We start from the raw sequence: 16,822 nt of genomic DNA, 5'->3' as shown, positions 1-16,822 counted from the left end.
CAATGGAAGTGATTATATGAGGCGACCTTGTGCGACGCAAGATTATTTATATTGCGAAACGCGATTTCATAATGCAAAAATCACGAAATGCATCAAACCAGGCCATCAATTCGTTTTTAATCAACGAGATAGGCCCGCTCAAACGCTCGATTTCACCGTCCAGACTAGAGTAAAACCCCTAACGCCTTCAGGGCATTCCCGAACCGCCGCAAACATGCCGCAACGCAACATGCAAGCGCCGATCCAGCATATCTTCACGCTGAAGTACCCTCGGGCGAACGTGTAAACAGCGGGCTACAATGACTGCCTCGCATACAAGCAAGCAGGTACCGGTATGGAATGCAAAGTAAGCTGGATGGGGCAAGACGGCATGGCGTTCGCCGCCGAGACAGGCAGCGGTCACCTCGTCAACATGGATGGCGCGCCCGAAGGCGGCGGCCGCAATCTCGCTCCGCGACCGATGGAAATGGTTCTCCTCGGCACCGGCGGATGCACGGCGTACGACGTGGTGATGATCCTGAAGAAGAGCCGTCAGGAAATCGTGGGGTGTACGGTTGCGCTCAAGGCGGAGCGGGCGAGCGAAGATCCGAAGGTGTTCACGAAGATCCACTTCCACTTCACCGTGACCGGCAAGAATCTGAACCCGGCTACCGTGGAGCGGGCCATCAATCTGTCGCACGACAAGTACTGCTCGGCGTCGATCATGCTGGCCAAGACGGCTGAACTGACCCACTCGTTCGACATCGTCGCCGCCTGACGTTGGCTAAGCCCCGCAAGCGGCGCCCAGCGCCGCCACGAGCGTAGCGCGCACAAAAAAGAAATGCCGACGTCCTTCCGGACGCCGGCATTTTTCTATTCAGCGGCAAAGCAGGCCGATAAGCCGGATTCTGTGCACGCGCTGCGCCGAAGCACCGCGCGCGTGGCAGTCATTCCTCTAGGCGCGCCATTACTGACGCGCTCAAGCTTCCTACCCGCAGACGTGACGGGGGCCCCGTCCTGCATCTCGAAGATGCTAGCCTGCCTACTTGGAATTGCTCCGGGTGGAGGTTACCGTGCCGGTCTGCCTCGCAGCAGCCGCGGTGCGCTCTTACCGCACCGTTTCACCCTTACCTGATCCCGACTTGCGCCGGGCCATCGGCGGTTTGCTTTCTGTTGCCCTGTTCCGCGTGTTGCCACGGATGGCCGTTAGCCATCACCCTGCCCTATGGAGTCCGGACTTTCCTCGCCCTCTTTTGACCGAAGCCGCAGAGGCCGCGACTGCCTGGCCTGCTTTGCTGGCCGCGATTTTAACACTCGCGGGCCATGCAGACCGCCGCACGAAGGAAACGGGACAAGACGAGGCGGAAAAGACACCGGCTTGGCCATCAAACGGAAGCAACCGCCACGAAGCTCAACGCACCCGCCGCCCGGCACGAAACACCGTGGCATCGTCATAGAAAGACGGGGCTTCGTTGGCCGGCCACCAACCAGGAATGCCCAGCACGGGTAAAGGTGCAAACAGACGGCTCGTCAGTTGCACGTCGCTCAGGAGCGTAGCGCTGACAGACTCGTCGATCCACGCATTGCGACGGTCAAGCGGCCACGAGAAGTACGCCGGAGGCACCGCTACGATCCACGCATGCCCGGTGCAGGCCTTATATGGCGAGATCAGTTTCTCCAGCAACGCGTGACCAAAACAGCGCACCTCGCACGTCACACCCCAGGCCGCGCGCTGCTCGACCAGCAAAGTCCGCCAGTCGAAGCTGCGCAACGCGGTCTCCAGCGCAGCGTCCGCGCAGGCGAACAGCAACGCGTTCTCATCGAACAAGGTCAGTGCATCACGCACGCCGCCGCGGGTCGGACCGACGCCGAGCGCGTCGATGGCTTCTGCCTGTCGCGCATTCAACGCCGCCTTGATCCGTGGGAACGCGAACCACATTGAAGCATTGAAGAAGTCGTGCAGGTTATGGCGGGTTGGCACGCAGCCGGTCGCCGCGATATGCGCCTCGTACGCGGCGCCTGGCGGCAATGCGTCCTGCGCAATGAAGGCGAGACGCTGGCCGCGGCCGCTGTGCTGCTGCGACTGCGCGGCGTCGGCGTTCATCGTGGCGAGCAAGGACGCTTCACTCGCCAGCGCGGCCTGCTGCCACCGTTCACCACGAGTGGCGAACGGCGCGAACCACGGCATGGACCAGTCGATGTCGGCGAAGCCGGCTTGTATCGGGTGCTTGAGTTTGACGGAGTCCGGATCCATGCCACGAGCATTCGACTCGCCAATCACCTCGCCCGTCAACGGTGCATCTCGAGACACCGCCCGCTCCCCGATCAGACTCACGCGAGACTCAGACCAGCCGCCAGCCGATCGGCTCACCGCCGCGCAGCGGCACGACCGGCGTATCACCCACCGCTACTTCGGCCGGCAGCGTCCATTGCTCGCGGCGCAGCGTCACCTGCTCGCTGCTGCGGGGCAGGCCGTAAAAGTCCGCGCCGTAGAAACTCGCAAAGCCTTCGAGACGCTCGAGTGCGCCCGCCTGATCGAACGCCTCGGCGTACAGCTCCAACGCATGCAGCGCCGTGTAGCAGCCCGCGCAACCACACGCATTTTCCTTGAGGCCCTTCGCGTGAGGTGCGCTGTCGGTGCCAAGGAAGAAGCGCGGATTACCGGACGTTGCCGCCTCAACCAGCGCCACGCGATGCGTCTCGCGCTTCAGCACCGGCAGACAGTAGTAATGCGGACGAATGCCGCCCTGGAAGATGGCATTGCGGTTGTACAGCAGGTGATGCGCGGTGATCGTCGCGCCGAGCAGTTCGGCCGGAGCGCCTGCTTCGCGGATGTAGTCCACGGCGTCCTTCGTCGTGATGTGCTCGAACACCACCTTTAGCGCCGGGAAGTCGCGGCGCAGCGGCGTCATCACGCGGTCGATGAACACTTTCTCGCGGTCGAACAGATCGATCGACGCATCCGTCACTTCGCCGTGCACCAGCAGCGGCATGCCGGTTTCCTGCATGACCTCGAGCGTCTTCGCACACTTCATGACGTCGGTCACGCCCGCGTCCGAGTTGGTGGTCGCGCCTGCCGGGTACAACTTCACACCATGCACGAAGCCGCTTTCGCGCGCGCGACGGATCTCGTCGGGCGGCGTGTTGTCCGTCAGATACAGCGTCATCAGCGGCTCGAACTTCACCCCGGCGGGAATCGCCGCGATGATGCGCTCGCGGTAGGCCTGCGCCATCGCCGTCGTCGTGACGGGCGGCTTGAGGTTGGGCATGATGATCGCGCGGCCGAACTGGCGCGCGGTGTGCGGCAGCACGGCCGCGAGCATCGCGCCGTCGCGCACATGCAGATGCCAGTCATCGGGGCGGGCGAGCGTCAGGGAATCGAGGGAGGCAGTGGCAGCAGTCATGGCGAAAAGTAGACGAGCCCAGTGGTCAACAACGCGGCTTTGGCACCGCTTTGCAAAGCGGCTCGGGCGTGGGCAAACCGCAACGTTGCGGCCTGAACACCCGCCAAATTAGGTATTTGACGCGCCTGGCTCGGTGATATGCTTGGAAATCGTCATTGTAACGGGTTGCCCTCAGACGGGGCGTCCGCCCAGCCCTGCCCCAGCAATATGTGCCAACTTCTCGGAATGAACTGCGCCGCGCCAACGGACGTCACGTTCTCGTTCACCGGCTTTGCGGCGCGCGGCGGCGTCACCGATCATCACGCTGACGGCTGGGGCATCGCCTTCTTCGAAGACAAGGCGTGCCGCCTGTTCATCGATCATCAATCGTCGGCCACCTCGCCGATTGCCGAGATGGTCAAGCGTTACCCCATCAAGTCTAAGAACACCATCGCGCACATCCGCAAGGCCACGCAGGGGCAAATCCAGTTGGAGAACTGCCACCCGTTCATGCGTGAACTGTGGGGACGTCACTGGATCTTCGCGCACAACGGCGATCTGAAGGACTATTCACCGTTCCTGACGGGCGTGTATCAGCCGGTCGGCACCACGGACAGCGAGCTGGCGTTCTGCGCGTTACTGCAAGGTCTGCGTAAGACGTTCCCGGGCACACAGCCGCCGCTCGATGAACTGTTCGCCGCGCTCGCCGTCCTCACGCGCGAGATCACGCAGTTCGGCGTGTTCAATTTTCTGATGTCGAACGGTCAGGCCTTGTTCGCGCACTGCTCCACCAACCTGCATTACATCGTGCGCCGCTGGCCGTTCTCGACGGCGCATCTGGTCGACGCGGACGTGTCGATCGATTTCGCCAAATACACCACGCCCGAAGATCGCGTTGCCGTGATCGCCACCCAGCCGCTCACCGACAACGAAGTGTGGACCGCCTTCGAACCCGGTGACCTGCTGATGTTCCAGCATGGCGACGTAGTGAACCGCGTGAACGTTCCGGTGCCGCCCATCGTGCTCGAGAAGTTGCGTAACCCGGCAACGGATGCGTCGGCTTCCGCGAGTACGGCTTCGGCGATGACGATCGCGATTCGCAATCCGGGGCCGAGTGAGGCCACCACGCTGGACGTGGAGGCCGCTGACGACGCCGCGGCGTTTGAATCCTGAACGGTGCGCAAGCTAGACAGCGCCGCGATCACTCACAAGCACCCAACAAAAAAGCCGCTTCATAGAAGCGGCTTTTTGCTGACCATCGCATGAGCGAGGGGCTACTGCAACCTCACGCGTCGGCGATCCCGTCACCCCACTCAATGCAGGATCTTCGCCAGAAAATCCTTGGCCCGGTCGGACTTCGGGTTCGCAAAGAAATCCTCCTTGCGGTCGTCTTCGACGATCAAGCCCTTGTCCATGAAGATCACGCGGTGCGCGACCTTCCTGGCAAAGCCCATCTCGTGCGTCACGCACATCATGGTCATGCCTTCCTGCGCGAGTTCGACCATCACGTCGAGCACTTCGTTGATCATCTCGGGGTCGAGCGCCGACGTGGGCTCGTCGAATAACATCGCGATCGGGTCCATGGAAAGCGCGCGCGCAATCGCCACCCGCTGCTGCTGACCGCCGGAAAGTTGCGCAGGAAACTTGTCCGCCTGTCCGCGCAGACCGACGCGGTCCAGCAACTTCAACGCCTTGGCCGTCGCTTCGTCTTTCGAGCGGTCGAGCACCTTGATTTGTGCGAGCGTCAGGTTATCGGTGATGGACAGATGCGGGAACAGTTCGAAGTGCTGAAACACCATGCCGACTTTCGCCCGCAGCTTCGACAGGTTGGTCTTCTTGTCGCCGACCGACTGCCCGTCGATGGTGATCTCACCTTGCTGGAACGGTTCGAGGCCATTCACGGTCTTGATGAGGGTCGACTTGCCGGAACCCGACGGACCGCACACCACCACCACTTCGCCCTTTTTGACCTCGGTCGTGCAGTCGGTCAACACCTGGAACTGGCCGTACCACTTCGAAACGTTCTTGAGAGAAATCATCTGGCAACCTTTTCTTTAGACCTTAGACAAGGCCAGGCGCGTAGCGCGGACCTCGTCACGATAAGCATGGGCGAACAGTAGCATTTCACCATAAGGTCGGTGCGGGCCGTCAGTGCGGTCAATATTCCGGTGAGGCGTCGCCCCCCCGGCAAGGCAAACGGAGCGTGCCGGCCAGTCCACAGGCTTGAAGATCAGCTAGTCAATCGCCTTGTCGTTCGGGCTCTTGAACAGCGCCTTGACCTCGTCGCTCTCGGGGAAATTCAGATTGAGGCCCTTGGGCGGAATCGGCGACTGAAACCACGTCTGATAAATGCGGTCGGCTTCGCCCGAGAGTTCCATCTTCGTGATGGCGCCGTCCACCACCTTTTTGAATTCCGGGTCGTTCTTGCGCATCATGCAACCGTAAGCTTCTTCGGATTGCGGCGTACCGATGATGACGAACTCGCTCTGGTTGGTCGCCTTGGCGCGCTCGCCGGCGAGCAGCGCGTCGTCCATCATGAACGCGGAGGCGCGGCCATTGGCGAGCGCCGCGAAGGCCTCAGCGTGATCCTTCGCACTCACGATGTTCATGCCCATGCTCTTGTCCTGATTCATCTTGCGCAGCAGACGCTCCGAGGTCGTGCCCGCCGTGGTCGACACCGTCTTGCCCTTGAGATCGGACCAGCCCTTGATGCCCGAATCCTTCTTCGTCATCAGGCGTGTGCCGATCACGAAAATGCTGGTGGAAAACGCCACCTGCTGCTCGCGCTCGGCATTGTTGGTGGTCGAGCCGCATTCGAGGTCCACCGTGCCGTTCTGCACGAGCGGAATGCGGTTCTGCGGCGTCACGGGGATGAGCCTGATACCCAGATTGGGCATATTGAGTTTCTGCTTGATGGCCTCCACGGCCTTGGCCATGAACGCCTGCGAATAGCCGATTACGTTCTGATGTTCGTCATAGTAGGAAAACGGGATCGACGACTCGCGATAACCCAGCGAGATCACGCCAGTGTCCTTGATCTTTTTCAGCGTGCCGGCCTCCTGCGCATGCGCGCCGACCGAAATCAGCCCGATAGCCGCGAGCGACACCGCAGCTTTCCTCACCTTCATGTGGGTCTCCTCAGCGAGAACACGCGCCCAATTCGCAATTTAGAGCAATTTAAACCACTACTGTATTCCAGGTGTTCAGAGATTACCCTGCTGGACGCCGATACCCGCTTTATGAGCGTATCCGGCGCAGTTGCAAAAAAACGGGCGGCATCGTTTCGATGCCGCCCGCCAGGTGAGACCCGCGGCCTCTTCAGCCGCGTTGACGCAGGGGAAAACTATAAGAAAAACAAGGCTGAAACGCTGCGCTCAGGGATACAGGCCACGCAGTTCACGCGCTTGCAGGATGCGCTTACAGGCGACGATAAACGCAGCCGTCCGCACCGACACGTTCTGTTCGCTCGCCACTTGCCACACGGCGGCAAATGCTTCGCGCATCACGCGCTCGAGACGCTGGTTGATTTCGTCTTCGGTCCAGAAGAAGCTGGAGAAGTCCTGCACCCATTCGAAGTACGACACGGTCACACCACCCGCATTCGCTACCACGTCAGGAATCACGAGGATGCCCTTGTCGTGCAGGATGTCGTCCGCCGCCGTCGTGGTCGGGCCGTTTGCGCCTTCCACGATGATCTTCGTCTTGATCTTGTTGGCGTTCTTTTCGGTGATCTGATTTTCCAGCGCGGCAGGGATCAAGATGTCCGACTCGACGCTCCAGAAATCTTCGTTCGCAATCGCGTCGGCCTCGGGGAAGCCGCCCACGCCGCCATGCTCGGCCACGTAGCTGAGCAACGCGCCGGCGTCGATACCGGTGGACTTGTGGATCGTACCCGTGTGGTCCTGCACCGCGACGACCTTCGCGCCCGCTTCCTGGAACAGACGCGCCGCAATGCCGCCCACATTACCGAAACCTTGCACCGCGATACGCGCGCCTTCTATGTCGAAACCGATCCGGCGTGCCGCTTCCGAGCCCACCACGAACACACCGCGCCCGGTCGCTTCCTTGCGGCCCAGCGAACCACCGAGTGTGATCGGCTTGCCGGTTACGACGCCGGTGGCCGTTTGGCCCTGGTTCATGGAGTACGTGTCCATCATCCATGCCATGACCTGCTCGTTCGTATTCACGTCCGGCGCAGGAATGTCGGTGTTCGGTCCGATGATGATGCCGATCTCGCTGGTGTAACGGCGCGTCATGCGCTCGAGTTCACCACGCGACAGAGTGCGCGGGTCGACGCGGATACCGCCCTTGGCGCCGCCGTACGGCACGTTCACGGCCGCGTTCTTGACCGACATCCACGCCGACAGCGCCATCACTTCGGAGAGCGTCACGTCCTGGTGATAACGCACGCCGCCCTTGCCCGGACCACGCGAAACGTTGTGCTGCACGCGGTAGCCTTCGAAGTGCGCCACGGTGCCGTTATCGAGTTCGATAGGCACGTCGACGATGAGAATGCGCTTGGGACGCTTGAGCGTTTCGAGCCAGCGCGACAGCGGCCCGAGATACGGCGCCACGCGATCCACCTGGCGGAGGTAGTTGCCCCAAGGGCCGAGGTTATCGCTATTGAGGTAGGAAGGAACCGATTGCAACGACGATGCGGACTGCGGTTGGGATGACATGCACGCTCCAGGCGTTTTGATCGAATGACGCCATTGTCGAAAAACGCCCTTTTGAAATCCAATGCCGTTTGATCATCCCGTTATGCTTTTCTTGCATAACGCTCAATTCCTGCAAAAACGTGTCGCAGAGCGCGTAACAATGCCTGTCATCACAGGCTTCCAGGCGGCTTACGTCGCGCCGTCGGCAAGCTCGCCTGTCACCACCTCCCACAGTTCGCGACCCAGCACCTGGCGCGGATCGTCGCCTTGCGCCGCAAGCTTGTCGCGATACAGACGGATCTCCATGGTCAGCGTGAACTGCCCTTCCGGCGTGCCACGCGAAGCGCGATCCAGACGGATCAGTTTGCCCTCGGCCACCGCGTCCTCCACTGCGCTGTGCGGCAGAAATGCGATGCCGTGACCGGCCAGCGCCATCGCCTTGAGTCCTTCGGCCATGTCGGTTTCATAGACGCGATCGAGCGACAGACGGGTCGGCGCATTCGCGATGATTACTTCGGTCATACGTCCGAGATAGGCGTTCGGCGTGTACGACAGGTAAGGCACGGGTTCGTCCGCGCTGCCCGGCAGCGTGTAGCGCGGACGCCCTGCGCGTCCCGGTGCCGAGAACGGGCTGATCGGCTCGTTGCCGAGTGTCAGCATGTCGTAACGGGCGGGATCGAGAGCCACGGGATGGCTCGGATGGTGATAGCCCATCACCAGATCACAGCCGCCTTCCACCAGTGACAGCACCGCGTCGTGCACGTTCAGCGCGCGCAGTCGCGTATGCACAGGACCGAGCTGCGCCTCGATGCGCTGCAGCCAGCGCGGAAAGTAGGTCAACGACAGCGTATGCGGCACGGCGAATTCAATGGTCGCCGCCGGCGTGGCGGTGTGGCCACGCAGCAGCGTGCGCGCTTCGTGGAACTGCGACAGCATGGCCAGCGCCTGCTCGTAGAACACCTGCCCCGCCGCCGTCAGCCGCGTGGGATAAACCGAACGGTCGATCAATTCCGTGCCGAGCCACCCTTCGAGCGCCTGGATGCGCCGTGAAAAAGCGGGCTGCGTCACGTGCCGAAGCTCCGCGGATCGGCTAAAGCTGCGCGTCTCCGCGAGCGAAACGAAGTCTTCGAGCCATTTCAGTTCCATGCGGACCCTGTGACCTGCGGCAAAGGAGAAGTCAGCATTCTAGCGGGGCGGCCCCGGCGGGGGCTGCCTGAGCCTCGCTGGGGCCGGACTGGAGCAGGACTGGAACCGGACTGGAACCTGAGCGGAGCTATCTCATTACGGTGGTAAAATTCCGGGTTCCCTCCGTTTCCGATCCGCTCACCGAGCGCTCACGCCTCCATCATGTCCGACACCCGTCCCGATACCCTGTTCGCGCTCACCGCGCTCTCCCCGCTCGACGGCCGCTACGCGTCGAAAACCGAAGCCCTGCGCGACTGGCTCTCGGAAGCCGCTTTCATGCGTCATCGTGTGACGGTCGAAATTCATTGGTTGATCGCGTTGTCGCAAGCAGGCTTCGCCGAAGTGCCGCGCTTCTCGGCCGCATCCGAACAGTTCCTGCTGCAACTGGCCGAGCGCTTCACCGCGCACGACGCCGCGCGCATCAAGGAAATCGAACGCGTCACGAATCACGATGTGAAGGCGGTCGAATACTGGCTGAAGGAATCGGTGAAGGGTCAACCGGAACTGGAACGGGCAAGCGAGTTCATCCACTTTGCCTGCACCTCGGAAGACATCAACAACACCTCGCACGGTCTGATGCTGGCCGGCGCGCGCGAACACGTGATCGTGCCGGCGCTGCGCTCGGTGCACGCGCGCCTCGTGGCGCTCGCGCATGCGCAAGCCGCGCAGCCCATGCTCTCACGCACGCACGGCCAGCCTGCCAGCCCGACCACGCTCGGCAAGGAAATCGCCAACGTGGCAGCGCGTCTCGCACGCGCCATCGAACGTATCGAGAAGGTCGAACTGCTCGGCAAGATGAACGGCGCGGTGGGCAACTTCAACGCGCATCTGTCCGCGTATCCCGAGTTCGACTGGGAAGCGTTTTCGCGTGAAGTGGTCGAGAAGCGCCTGAAGCTCAAGTTCAATCCGTACACCATCCAGATCGAGCCGCATGACTACATGGCCGAACTGTTCGATGCGGTGTCGCGCGCCAACATCATCCTGCTCGATCTTGACCGCGACGTGTGGGGCTATATCTCGCTGGGTTACTTCAAGCAACGTCTGAAAGCCGGCGAGATCGGTTCTTCGACGATGCCGCACAAGGTCAACCCGATCGACTTCGAAAACTCGGAAGGCAATCTCGGGCTCGCCAATGCCACGCTGCGGCATCTCGCCGACAAGCTGCCGGTGTCGCGCTGGCAGCGCGATCTGACCGACTCGACCGTGCTGCGCAATATCGGCGTCGCGTTCGGTTACTCGCTGCTGGCTTACGACGCGCTGATTCGCGGTCTCGACAAGCTCGAAGTGAACCCGCAACGTCTCAACGAAGATCTGGACAACTGCTGGGAAGTACTCGCGGAACCGGTGCAAACGGTGATGCGCCGTTTTGGCATCGAAAATCCGTACGAGCAGTTGAAAGAACTCACGCGCGGCAAGGGCATCACGCGCGAGGCGCTGCAGACGTTCATCGGCGGCCTGGCCATTCCTGCTGATGCGAAGGAACGCTTGCTCGCCATGACGCCGGCTTCGTATGTCGGCAAGGCGGTTGAACTGGCCAAGCGAATTGCTTAAGTGACGCCAGGGTCGGCGCATACGCTGGCCGACATTGTCATTGTCTGAGCGGGCGAATCGCTCAAATAAAAATGGCGCTCCGTGAATCGACGGGCGCCATTTTTTATTGCTGTCCGCTGAACAAGCCGCTTCGAGGCTCGGTTTCAGCGCAGCTTCATCTGCCGCAGCACCTCTTCGACAATGTCTTCAGGCGTCAGCTCGATACTCACCGTGATCGCCTCATCCGGGCCCGGCTCTTCGAGCGTATCCAGTTGACTCTGCAACAGCGAAGGTTCGAAGAAATGGCCCGTGCGCGTCTGTAGACGCTCGTGCAGCACCTCGTACGAGCCCTTCAGATACACGAACACCACATCCGCGTTGCCGCCGCGCAGCACGTCGCGATACGACCGCTTCAGCGACGAGCACGTGAACACCGCCGTCTCGTCCGCGCGCTGCTTTTCTTCAATCGCCGCGCGGATCGTCTTGAGCCACGGCCAGCGGTCTTCGTCGGTGAGCGGAATGCCCTTGTGCATCTTCTCCTTGTTGGCTGCGCTGTGAAACGCGTCGCCATCGGTGAAGGTGCAGTGCAGACGCTCCGCCAGCATCTCGCCAATGCGTGTTTTGCCGGCGCCCGACACGCCCATTGCAATCAGAATCATAAATACTCCTTACAAGACCGTCGCGAGTGCGAAGGTCAAAGCCAAACCCATCAACGAAATGATCGTTTCGAGCAGCGACCAGGTCTTGAACGTCTGCCCTACCGTCATTCCAAAGTATTCCTTGATCAGCCAGAAGCCGCCGTCGTTCACGTGCGAAAAAATCAGTGAACCGGAGCCGGTTGCCAGCACCAGCAGTTCAGGGCGCACCTGCACCGCGCCCGCCGCCGCGATGGGCGCGACGATGCCGCAAGCGGTCGTCATGGCGACCGTGGCCGAACCGGTTGCGAGGCGGATCAACGCGGCCACGCACCACGCGAACAGCAGCGGCGACAGATGCGCCGCCGTGGCCGCGTTGACGATTTCCTTGGAGATGCCGCTGTCCATCAGCACGCGTCCAAAACCGCCGCCTGCGCCCACGATCAGCGTGATACCCGCGATCGGCGCCAGACATTCACCGCAAAACTTCTGGATCTGCTCGCGGTTGAAACCGCGCTTCGCACCGAAGGTCCAGAAGCTGACCAGCACCGCGATCAGCAGCGCCACGTCCGAATTGCCGATGAAATGCAGCAGGTCGTTAGGCAAGGTTTTCGGCGCGAACACGAGGTCCGCCCAACTGCCGATCAGCATCAGGATCACCGGCAACAGGATCGTGAACAGCGTCACACCGAAGCTCGGCAAATCGCGCGGCTTTGGTTTGTCCTTGTCTTTCTCTTTTGCGTTGTCGTCCACGGCAGAACCGAGGAACTGCGCGGCCAGCGGATTGTTCTCAGGGAGCTTGATGTAGCGGCTGATCAGCAGCGCAAACAGCGGCCCTGCCACGATCGCGCAAGGCACGCCCACGATCAGCCCATACGTGATCGTCCTGCCAATGTCAGCGTGATACGCCTGCACCGCGAGCATCGCGGCCGGATGCGGAGGAATCAATCCGTGCACGACGGACAGGCCCGCGATCATCGGCAAGCCAACCAGCAGCAGCGATTTGCCGGTGCGCTTCGCAACGTTGAACGCAATCGGAATCAGCAGCACGAAACCCACTTCGAAGAACACTGGCAGACCGACGATGATAGCCACCACCATCATCGCCCAGTGGATGTGCTTTTCGCCGAACTTGTCGATCAGCGTGGTGGCGATACGTTCGGCACCGCCCGACTCCGCCATCATCTTGCCCAGCATCGTACCGAGGCCCACGACGATCGCAATGTGGCCGAGCGTGTTGCCATTGCCGGTTTCGAATGATTTGACGATGGTGCCCATCGGCATGCCCGCCACGAGGCCGAGCAGCAGCGACACGATGATCAGGACGAGGAACGGGTAGACCTTGTAGCGCGTGATCAACAGAATCAGCGCGGCAATGGCCACTACCGCGTACACCAGCAGCAAGCTGCCCTGGTTAGCTCCCATGGAGCTCCTCCTTTTGTGTTGTTGGTTCTGGATGCAAGCGCGCTGCAAGGAGCACGTCGTGCGTCCTGTCTCTCCATCCTGCGGAGGGTCGGTAAGGCTTGAAACCGAAGACCCGTCTGGACGTTGAATTTTACTGTTTGTTTGACGATAAGGCGCGCCAAACCGGCAGCCCAAATGAAAAAGGAGCCTTGCCTGTCCAGCTTCAGTGGCTGCGACGGCAAAGGCTCCTTTGGCGTGCCTGCAAATCATTCATGGTGCTGGCGCTCAACACCAGCCCTTTGTGCATGAGGCCCGCTTGACGCGTTGCACACGCCTCATGCCACCCGACAACCTCGCGCGATTCAGTGCGCCGGTGCGGCGAGCTGGCTGGCAGCGCGCGCGAGACGCGTCACCTCGTCCCAGTTCTGCGCGGCGAGCGCTGCCTTCGGCGTGAGCCACGAACCGCCCACGCAGACCACGTTCGGCAATGCGAGGAAATTGGGGGCGGTTTCTGCGCTGATGCCGCCGGTCGGGCAGAACTTCAGCGTCGGGAACGGACCGTGGAAGGCCTGCAGCATGGGCACGCCGCCCGCTTGCTGCGCCGGGAAGAACTTGACGATCTCGTAGCCCAGTTCGAGTGCCACGATGATATCGCTCGGCGTCATCACGCCTGGCAGCAGCGGCAAGCCCGCATCCTGTGCGGCCTTGTGCATGTCTTTCGTGAGACCGGGCGAGACGCCGAACTGTGCGCCGGCCTTCTTCGCCTGCGCGCAGTGCTCGGGCTTCGTGATCGTGCCCACGCCGACGACGATGTCTTCCGCCAGTTGACTCGCGCGCTCGATGGCTTTCAGACCCGCTTCCGTGCGCAAGGTGATTTCCAGCACCTTCACGCCACCGGCATGCAGCGCACGCGACACGTTTTCACCCTGTTCGGCTGATTCGAATGCCAGCACGGGGATCACCGGGCCGAGGCGCACGATGTCGCTTACTTTTTTCGTCGTCATAGTCAGACTCCTTGTTTCTGCAGCGCTTGGCTTGCGTGAATGTCACTTTCCATCGTCTCGCCCACCATCGGACCGAACACCGACGCACCCAGTTCCGCAGGCGCCGCGGCTGAACGGAACACGCCGAACAGTTCGCGGCCGAAACCGACTTCGTTTTCCGCCTGATGCAGCGGCACCGCCTGCGGACGCGCTGCCCATTCGGCGGCGTCGACTTCAATGTCGAGCACGCCGGCTTCAGCGTCGATGACGATCATGTCGCCCGTCAACACCTTGCCCACCGGGCCATGCAGCAGCGCTTCCGGCGACAGATGGATCACCGCCGGCACCTTGCCCGACGCACCGGACATGCGGCCGTCCGTGACGAGCGCAACGTGGAAACCTTGATCCTGCAACACGCCGAGCAGCGGCGTCAAACGGTGCAACTCGGGCATGCCGTTTGCGCGCGCGCCCTGGAATCGCACCACCGCGACGAAATCGCGCTTGAGTTCGCCCTTGTCGAAGGCTTCCTGCACCGCTTCCTGCGAATCGAACACAATGGCGGGCGCCTTAACCTTGCGATGCTGCGCCGCAACCGCCGAAATCTTGATGACGCCACGCCCCAGTTTGCCCTGCATCAGACGCAGGCCACCGTCCTTCTGGAACGGCTCCGCGATGCCGCGCAGCACGTCCGTTTCCTGACTTTGCGTGACGCCCGGCACCCAGGTGAGCTTGCCGTCCAGCAGCTTCGGCTCTTCGGTGTAGTGCTTCAGGCCCTTGCCCGCTACGGTGTTGACGTCTTCGTGCAGCAAGCCGCCTTCCAGCAGGTTACGCACGAGGAATGCCACGCCGCCTGCCGCGTGGAAGTGGTTCACGTCGGCCTTGCCGTTCGGGTAAATCTTGGCGAGCAGCGGCACGCTTTGCGACAGCTGATCGAAGTCGTCCCAGTCGATCACGATGCCCGCAGCACGAGCGATCGCCACGAGGTGCAGCGTGTGATTGGTCGAGCCGCCGGTGGCCAGCAATGCCACGATGCCGTTGACGATGGCCTTCTCGTCGACCACGTGACCGATCGGCATGTAGTTGCCGCGATCCACCGTGAGGTCGAGCACGCGACGCGCGGCTTGCGCGGTCAGCGCATCGCGCAGTGGCGTGTGCGGATGCACGAACGCCGAGCCCGGCAGATGCAGCCCCATCACTTCCATCAGCATCTGGTTGCTGTTGGCGGTGCCGTAGAAGGTGCAGGTGCCGTGGCTGTGATACGCGGCCGCTTCGGCTTCGAGCAGTGCGCCGCGGTCGCAATGACCGGTCGCGAACTGCTGACGGACCTTCGCCTTGTCGTCGTTGCCCAGACCGCTCGTCATCGGGCCGGCCGGCACGAAGATGGTGGGAATGTGGCCGAACTGCAGCGCGCCGATCAGCAGACCCGGCACGATCTTGTCGCAGATGCCGAGGCACAGCGCCGCGTCGAACATGTTGTGGGTGAGCGCGACCGCCGTGCTCATCGCAATCACTTCGCGCGAGAACAGCGACAGTTCCATGCCCGCATTGCCCTGCGTGACACCGTCGCACATGGCCGGCACGCCGCCCGCAAATTGCGCGACGCCGCCGTTTTCACGCGCGGCCTGCTTGATGATGTCGGGGTAATTCTTGAACGGCGCGTGCGCGGACAACATCTCGTTGTACGAGGACACGATGCCGATGTTCGGCTCGCGGATCTGCTTGATCACGAGCTTGTCGTTGCCTTCGAGGCCGGCGAAACCGTGTGCGAGATTGGCGCAGGACAGCGCGCCGCGCACGGGGAATTTGCCTTGGGCCTTGTCGATACGGGCCAGGTAGGCGGCCCGGGTGGGCTTGCTGCGTTCGATCACGCGTTGCGTGACCTTGAGCAATTGCGAATGCGGGGAAACCATCGAAGCTCCTTCGTCGCTGGCTGAGGCGGACGTGCGCGCAGGGCCAGGTGGGATCGCGGGAATGCCGGACTAGGCCGACGTCGAAAGTTTAGTAGAAAAACTACATAACCGCAATAAAAGGCAGGGAAGCATGACCGCGGTCTAAAATCTCACTCCGCGCCTTGTCACACGGCTGATTGAGGAAAACGCCAAAGCAACTTAGGGAATACACCTACTCACTAAATGTAGTTTTTGTACATACTTAAGCAATCAGCTATAGTCCACGCATTCTTCAGCATAGTGCGAGTTTTCCAATGATGCTGTCTCAGGTGGCGGAGATGCGCGAGCAGTTGCGCCCCTCCGAGCGCAAGCTGGCCGACTACGTGATCGAGGCGCCGCGCGAGGTGCTCGACCTTTCGATGACCGAAGTGGCCGCCCGTGCCGGCGTGAGCCAGCCGACCATTGCGCGCTTTTGTCATGCGCTCGGCTTTTCGGGCTTTCGCGAGTTCAAGATCCGGCTCGCGCAGGGCATCGCGGCGGAAGTGCCGGCCGTCTACCGCGACGTGCGCCCCGACGAACCGACGCCCGGCGTCGCCGCCAAGGTGCTCGACCGGACCATTGGCGCACTGATCCAGGTGCGCAACAATCTGTCGTCGGATAGCGTCGCGGCTGCCATCAAGCTGCTGGCCGAGGCGCGGCGCATCGAGTTTTACGGCGCGGGCGGTTCAGGTGTGGCGGCGCTCGATGTGCAGCACAAATTCTTTCGACTCGGCATGCCGAGCGTGGCGTATTCCGATCCACATACGTTCTTGATGTCGGCGCCGCTGCTGGGCGAAGGCGATGTGGTCGTGGCGATCTCCAACACGGGCCGCACGCGCGACATCGTCGACGCCGCGAAGTCCGCGCTTGCCGCCGGCGCGAAGGTGATTGCGATCACGCATGGGAATTCGCCGCTGGCGCGGCTTGCGACGGTGGGGCTGTTTGCCAACGTCGATGAGGACACCGACATTTTTTCTCCGATGACCTCACGGGTGTCGCATCTGGCCATTGGCGATATTCTGGCCGTAGGGGTCGCGCTCAGCCGGGGACCGGAACTGGTGGAGAAACTGGCGCAGACGAAAGAGGTGATTAATCGGCGGCGGATTGATTAACGGTTAGCGAATGGCAAGGATAGGT

General features: G+C 61.8%; 14 protein-coding genes and 1 other RNA gene. 4 read left to right on the top strand and 11 right to left on the bottom strand.

Annotated elements, in window-relative coordinates:
• Window positions 1-334: 334 nt before the first annotated feature.
• The gene (locus D0B32_RS19290) at window positions 335-757 is read left to right on the top strand and encodes an OsmC family protein (RefSeq protein ID WP_117335897.1); all 423 of its coding nucleotides are present in this window, start codon (window positions 335-337) and stop codon (window positions 755-757) included.
• Between the two features lie 103 nt (window positions 758-860).
• On the opposite strand, the gene rnpB is transcribed toward D0B32_RS19290, so the two are convergent.
• From rnpB to pyrC, 3 genes are all read right to left on the bottom strand, one after another.
• An RNA gene (rnpB, locus tag D0B32_RS19285) (RNase P RNA component class A) lies at window positions 861-1,273 on the bottom strand.
• A gap of 117 nt (window positions 1,274-1,390) precedes the next feature.
• Window positions 1,391-2,233: a DUF3025 domain-containing protein gene (locus tag D0B32_RS19280; RefSeq protein ID WP_117336296.1), complete on the bottom strand. Its 843-nt coding sequence runs from the start codon at window positions 2,231-2,233 to the stop codon at window positions 1,391-1,393.
• Window positions 2,234-2,321: 88 nt separating this feature from the next.
• Window positions 2,322-3,383, bottom strand: a complete 1,062-nt coding sequence (pyrC, locus tag D0B32_RS19275) for a dihydroorotase (RefSeq protein WP_117335896.1) — start codon at window positions 3,381-3,383, stop codon at window positions 2,322-2,324.
• A 207-nt stretch (window positions 3,384-3,590) separates the two neighbouring features.
• On the opposite strand from pyrC, the gene D0B32_RS19270 reads away from it, so the two are divergent.
• Complete coding sequence (locus D0B32_RS19270) at window positions 3,591-4,535, top strand: class II glutamine amidotransferase (RefSeq protein WP_117335895.1); 945 nt, start codon at window positions 3,591-3,593, stop codon at window positions 4,533-4,535.
• Window positions 4,536-4,675: 140 nt separating this feature from the next.
• On the opposite strand, the gene D0B32_RS19265 is transcribed toward D0B32_RS19270, so the two are convergent.
• The 4 genes from D0B32_RS19265 to D0B32_RS19250 all read right to left on the bottom strand — a co-directional run bounded on the left by D0B32_RS19265 (window position 4,676) and on the right by D0B32_RS19250 (window position 9,166).
• On the bottom strand, window positions 4,676-5,401 hold the full coding sequence (locus tag D0B32_RS19265; protein ID WP_117335894.1) for an amino acid ABC transporter ATP-binding protein: 726 nt from the start codon (window positions 5,399-5,401) through the stop codon (window positions 4,676-4,678).
• A 195-nt stretch (window positions 5,402-5,596) separates the two neighbouring features.
• Window positions 5,597-6,490: a glutamate/aspartate ABC transporter substrate-binding protein gene (locus tag D0B32_RS19260; RefSeq protein ID WP_117335893.1), complete on the bottom strand. Its 894-nt coding sequence runs from the start codon at window positions 6,488-6,490 to the stop codon at window positions 5,597-5,599.
• 246 nt (window positions 6,491-6,736) lie between these two features.
• Complete coding sequence (locus tag D0B32_RS19255) at window positions 6,737-8,041, bottom strand: Glu/Leu/Phe/Val dehydrogenase (RefSeq protein ID WP_117335892.1); 1,305 nt, start codon at window positions 8,039-8,041, stop codon at window positions 6,737-6,739.
• A 168-nt stretch (window positions 8,042-8,209) separates the two neighbouring features.
• A complete protein-coding gene (locus D0B32_RS19250; RefSeq protein WP_117335891.1) occupies window positions 8,210-9,166 on the bottom strand; it encodes a LysR substrate-binding domain-containing protein in 957 nt (318 codons plus the stop codon).
• Window positions 9,167-9,367: 201 nt separating this feature from the next.
• Between D0B32_RS19250 and purB the strand changes: the two genes are divergently transcribed.
• A complete protein-coding gene (gene purB / locus D0B32_RS19245; RefSeq protein WP_117335890.1) occupies window positions 9,368-10,756 on the top strand; it encodes an adenylosuccinate lyase in 1,389 nt (462 codons plus the stop codon).
• A gap of 143 nt (window positions 10,757-10,899) precedes the next feature.
• On the opposite strand, the gene D0B32_RS19240 is transcribed toward purB, so the two are convergent.
• The 4 genes from D0B32_RS19240 to edd form a co-directional block, all read right to left on the bottom strand.
• Window positions 10,900-11,394 (bottom strand): gluconokinase, encoded by a 495-nt coding sequence (locus D0B32_RS19240; RefSeq protein ID WP_117335889.1) that lies wholly within the window; start codon window positions 11,392-11,394, stop codon window positions 10,900-10,902.
• A gap of 9 nt (window positions 11,395-11,403) precedes the next feature.
• Window positions 11,404-12,795 carry a GntP family permease gene (locus tag D0B32_RS19235; RefSeq protein WP_117335888.1) on the bottom strand — a complete coding sequence of 464 codons (1,392 nt, stop codon included), beginning with the start codon at window positions 12,793-12,795 and terminating at the stop codon, window positions 11,404-11,406.
• A 341-nt stretch (window positions 12,796-13,136) separates the two neighbouring features.
• Window positions 13,137-13,778 (bottom strand): bifunctional 4-hydroxy-2-oxoglutarate aldolase/2-dehydro-3-deoxy-phosphogluconate aldolase, encoded by a 642-nt coding sequence (gene eda / locus D0B32_RS19230; RefSeq protein ID WP_117335887.1) that lies wholly within the window; start codon window positions 13,776-13,778, stop codon window positions 13,137-13,139.
• A 2-nt stretch (window positions 13,779-13,780) separates the two neighbouring features.
• Entirely contained in the window at window positions 13,781-15,667 is a 1,887-nt protein-coding gene (gene edd, locus D0B32_RS19225; RefSeq protein ID WP_117335886.1) for a phosphogluconate dehydratase, read from the bottom strand.
• Between the two features lie 293 nt (window positions 15,668-15,960).
• On the opposite strand from edd, the gene D0B32_RS19220 reads away from it, so the two are divergent.
• Window positions 15,961-16,797, top strand: a complete 837-nt coding sequence (locus D0B32_RS19220; protein ID WP_117335885.1) for a MurR/RpiR family transcriptional regulator — start codon at window positions 15,961-15,963, stop codon at window positions 16,795-16,797.
• Window positions 16,798-16,822 lie beyond the last annotated feature (25 nt).

Source organism: Paraburkholderia sp. DHOC27 (assembly GCF_003429005.1).
Taxonomy (GTDB): Bacteria; Pseudomonadota; Gammaproteobacteria; order Burkholderiales; family Burkholderiaceae; genus Paraburkholderia.
Note: the sequence above shows the minus strand (reverse complement) of the source record. Positions and strands in the feature narration are given on the sequence as shown.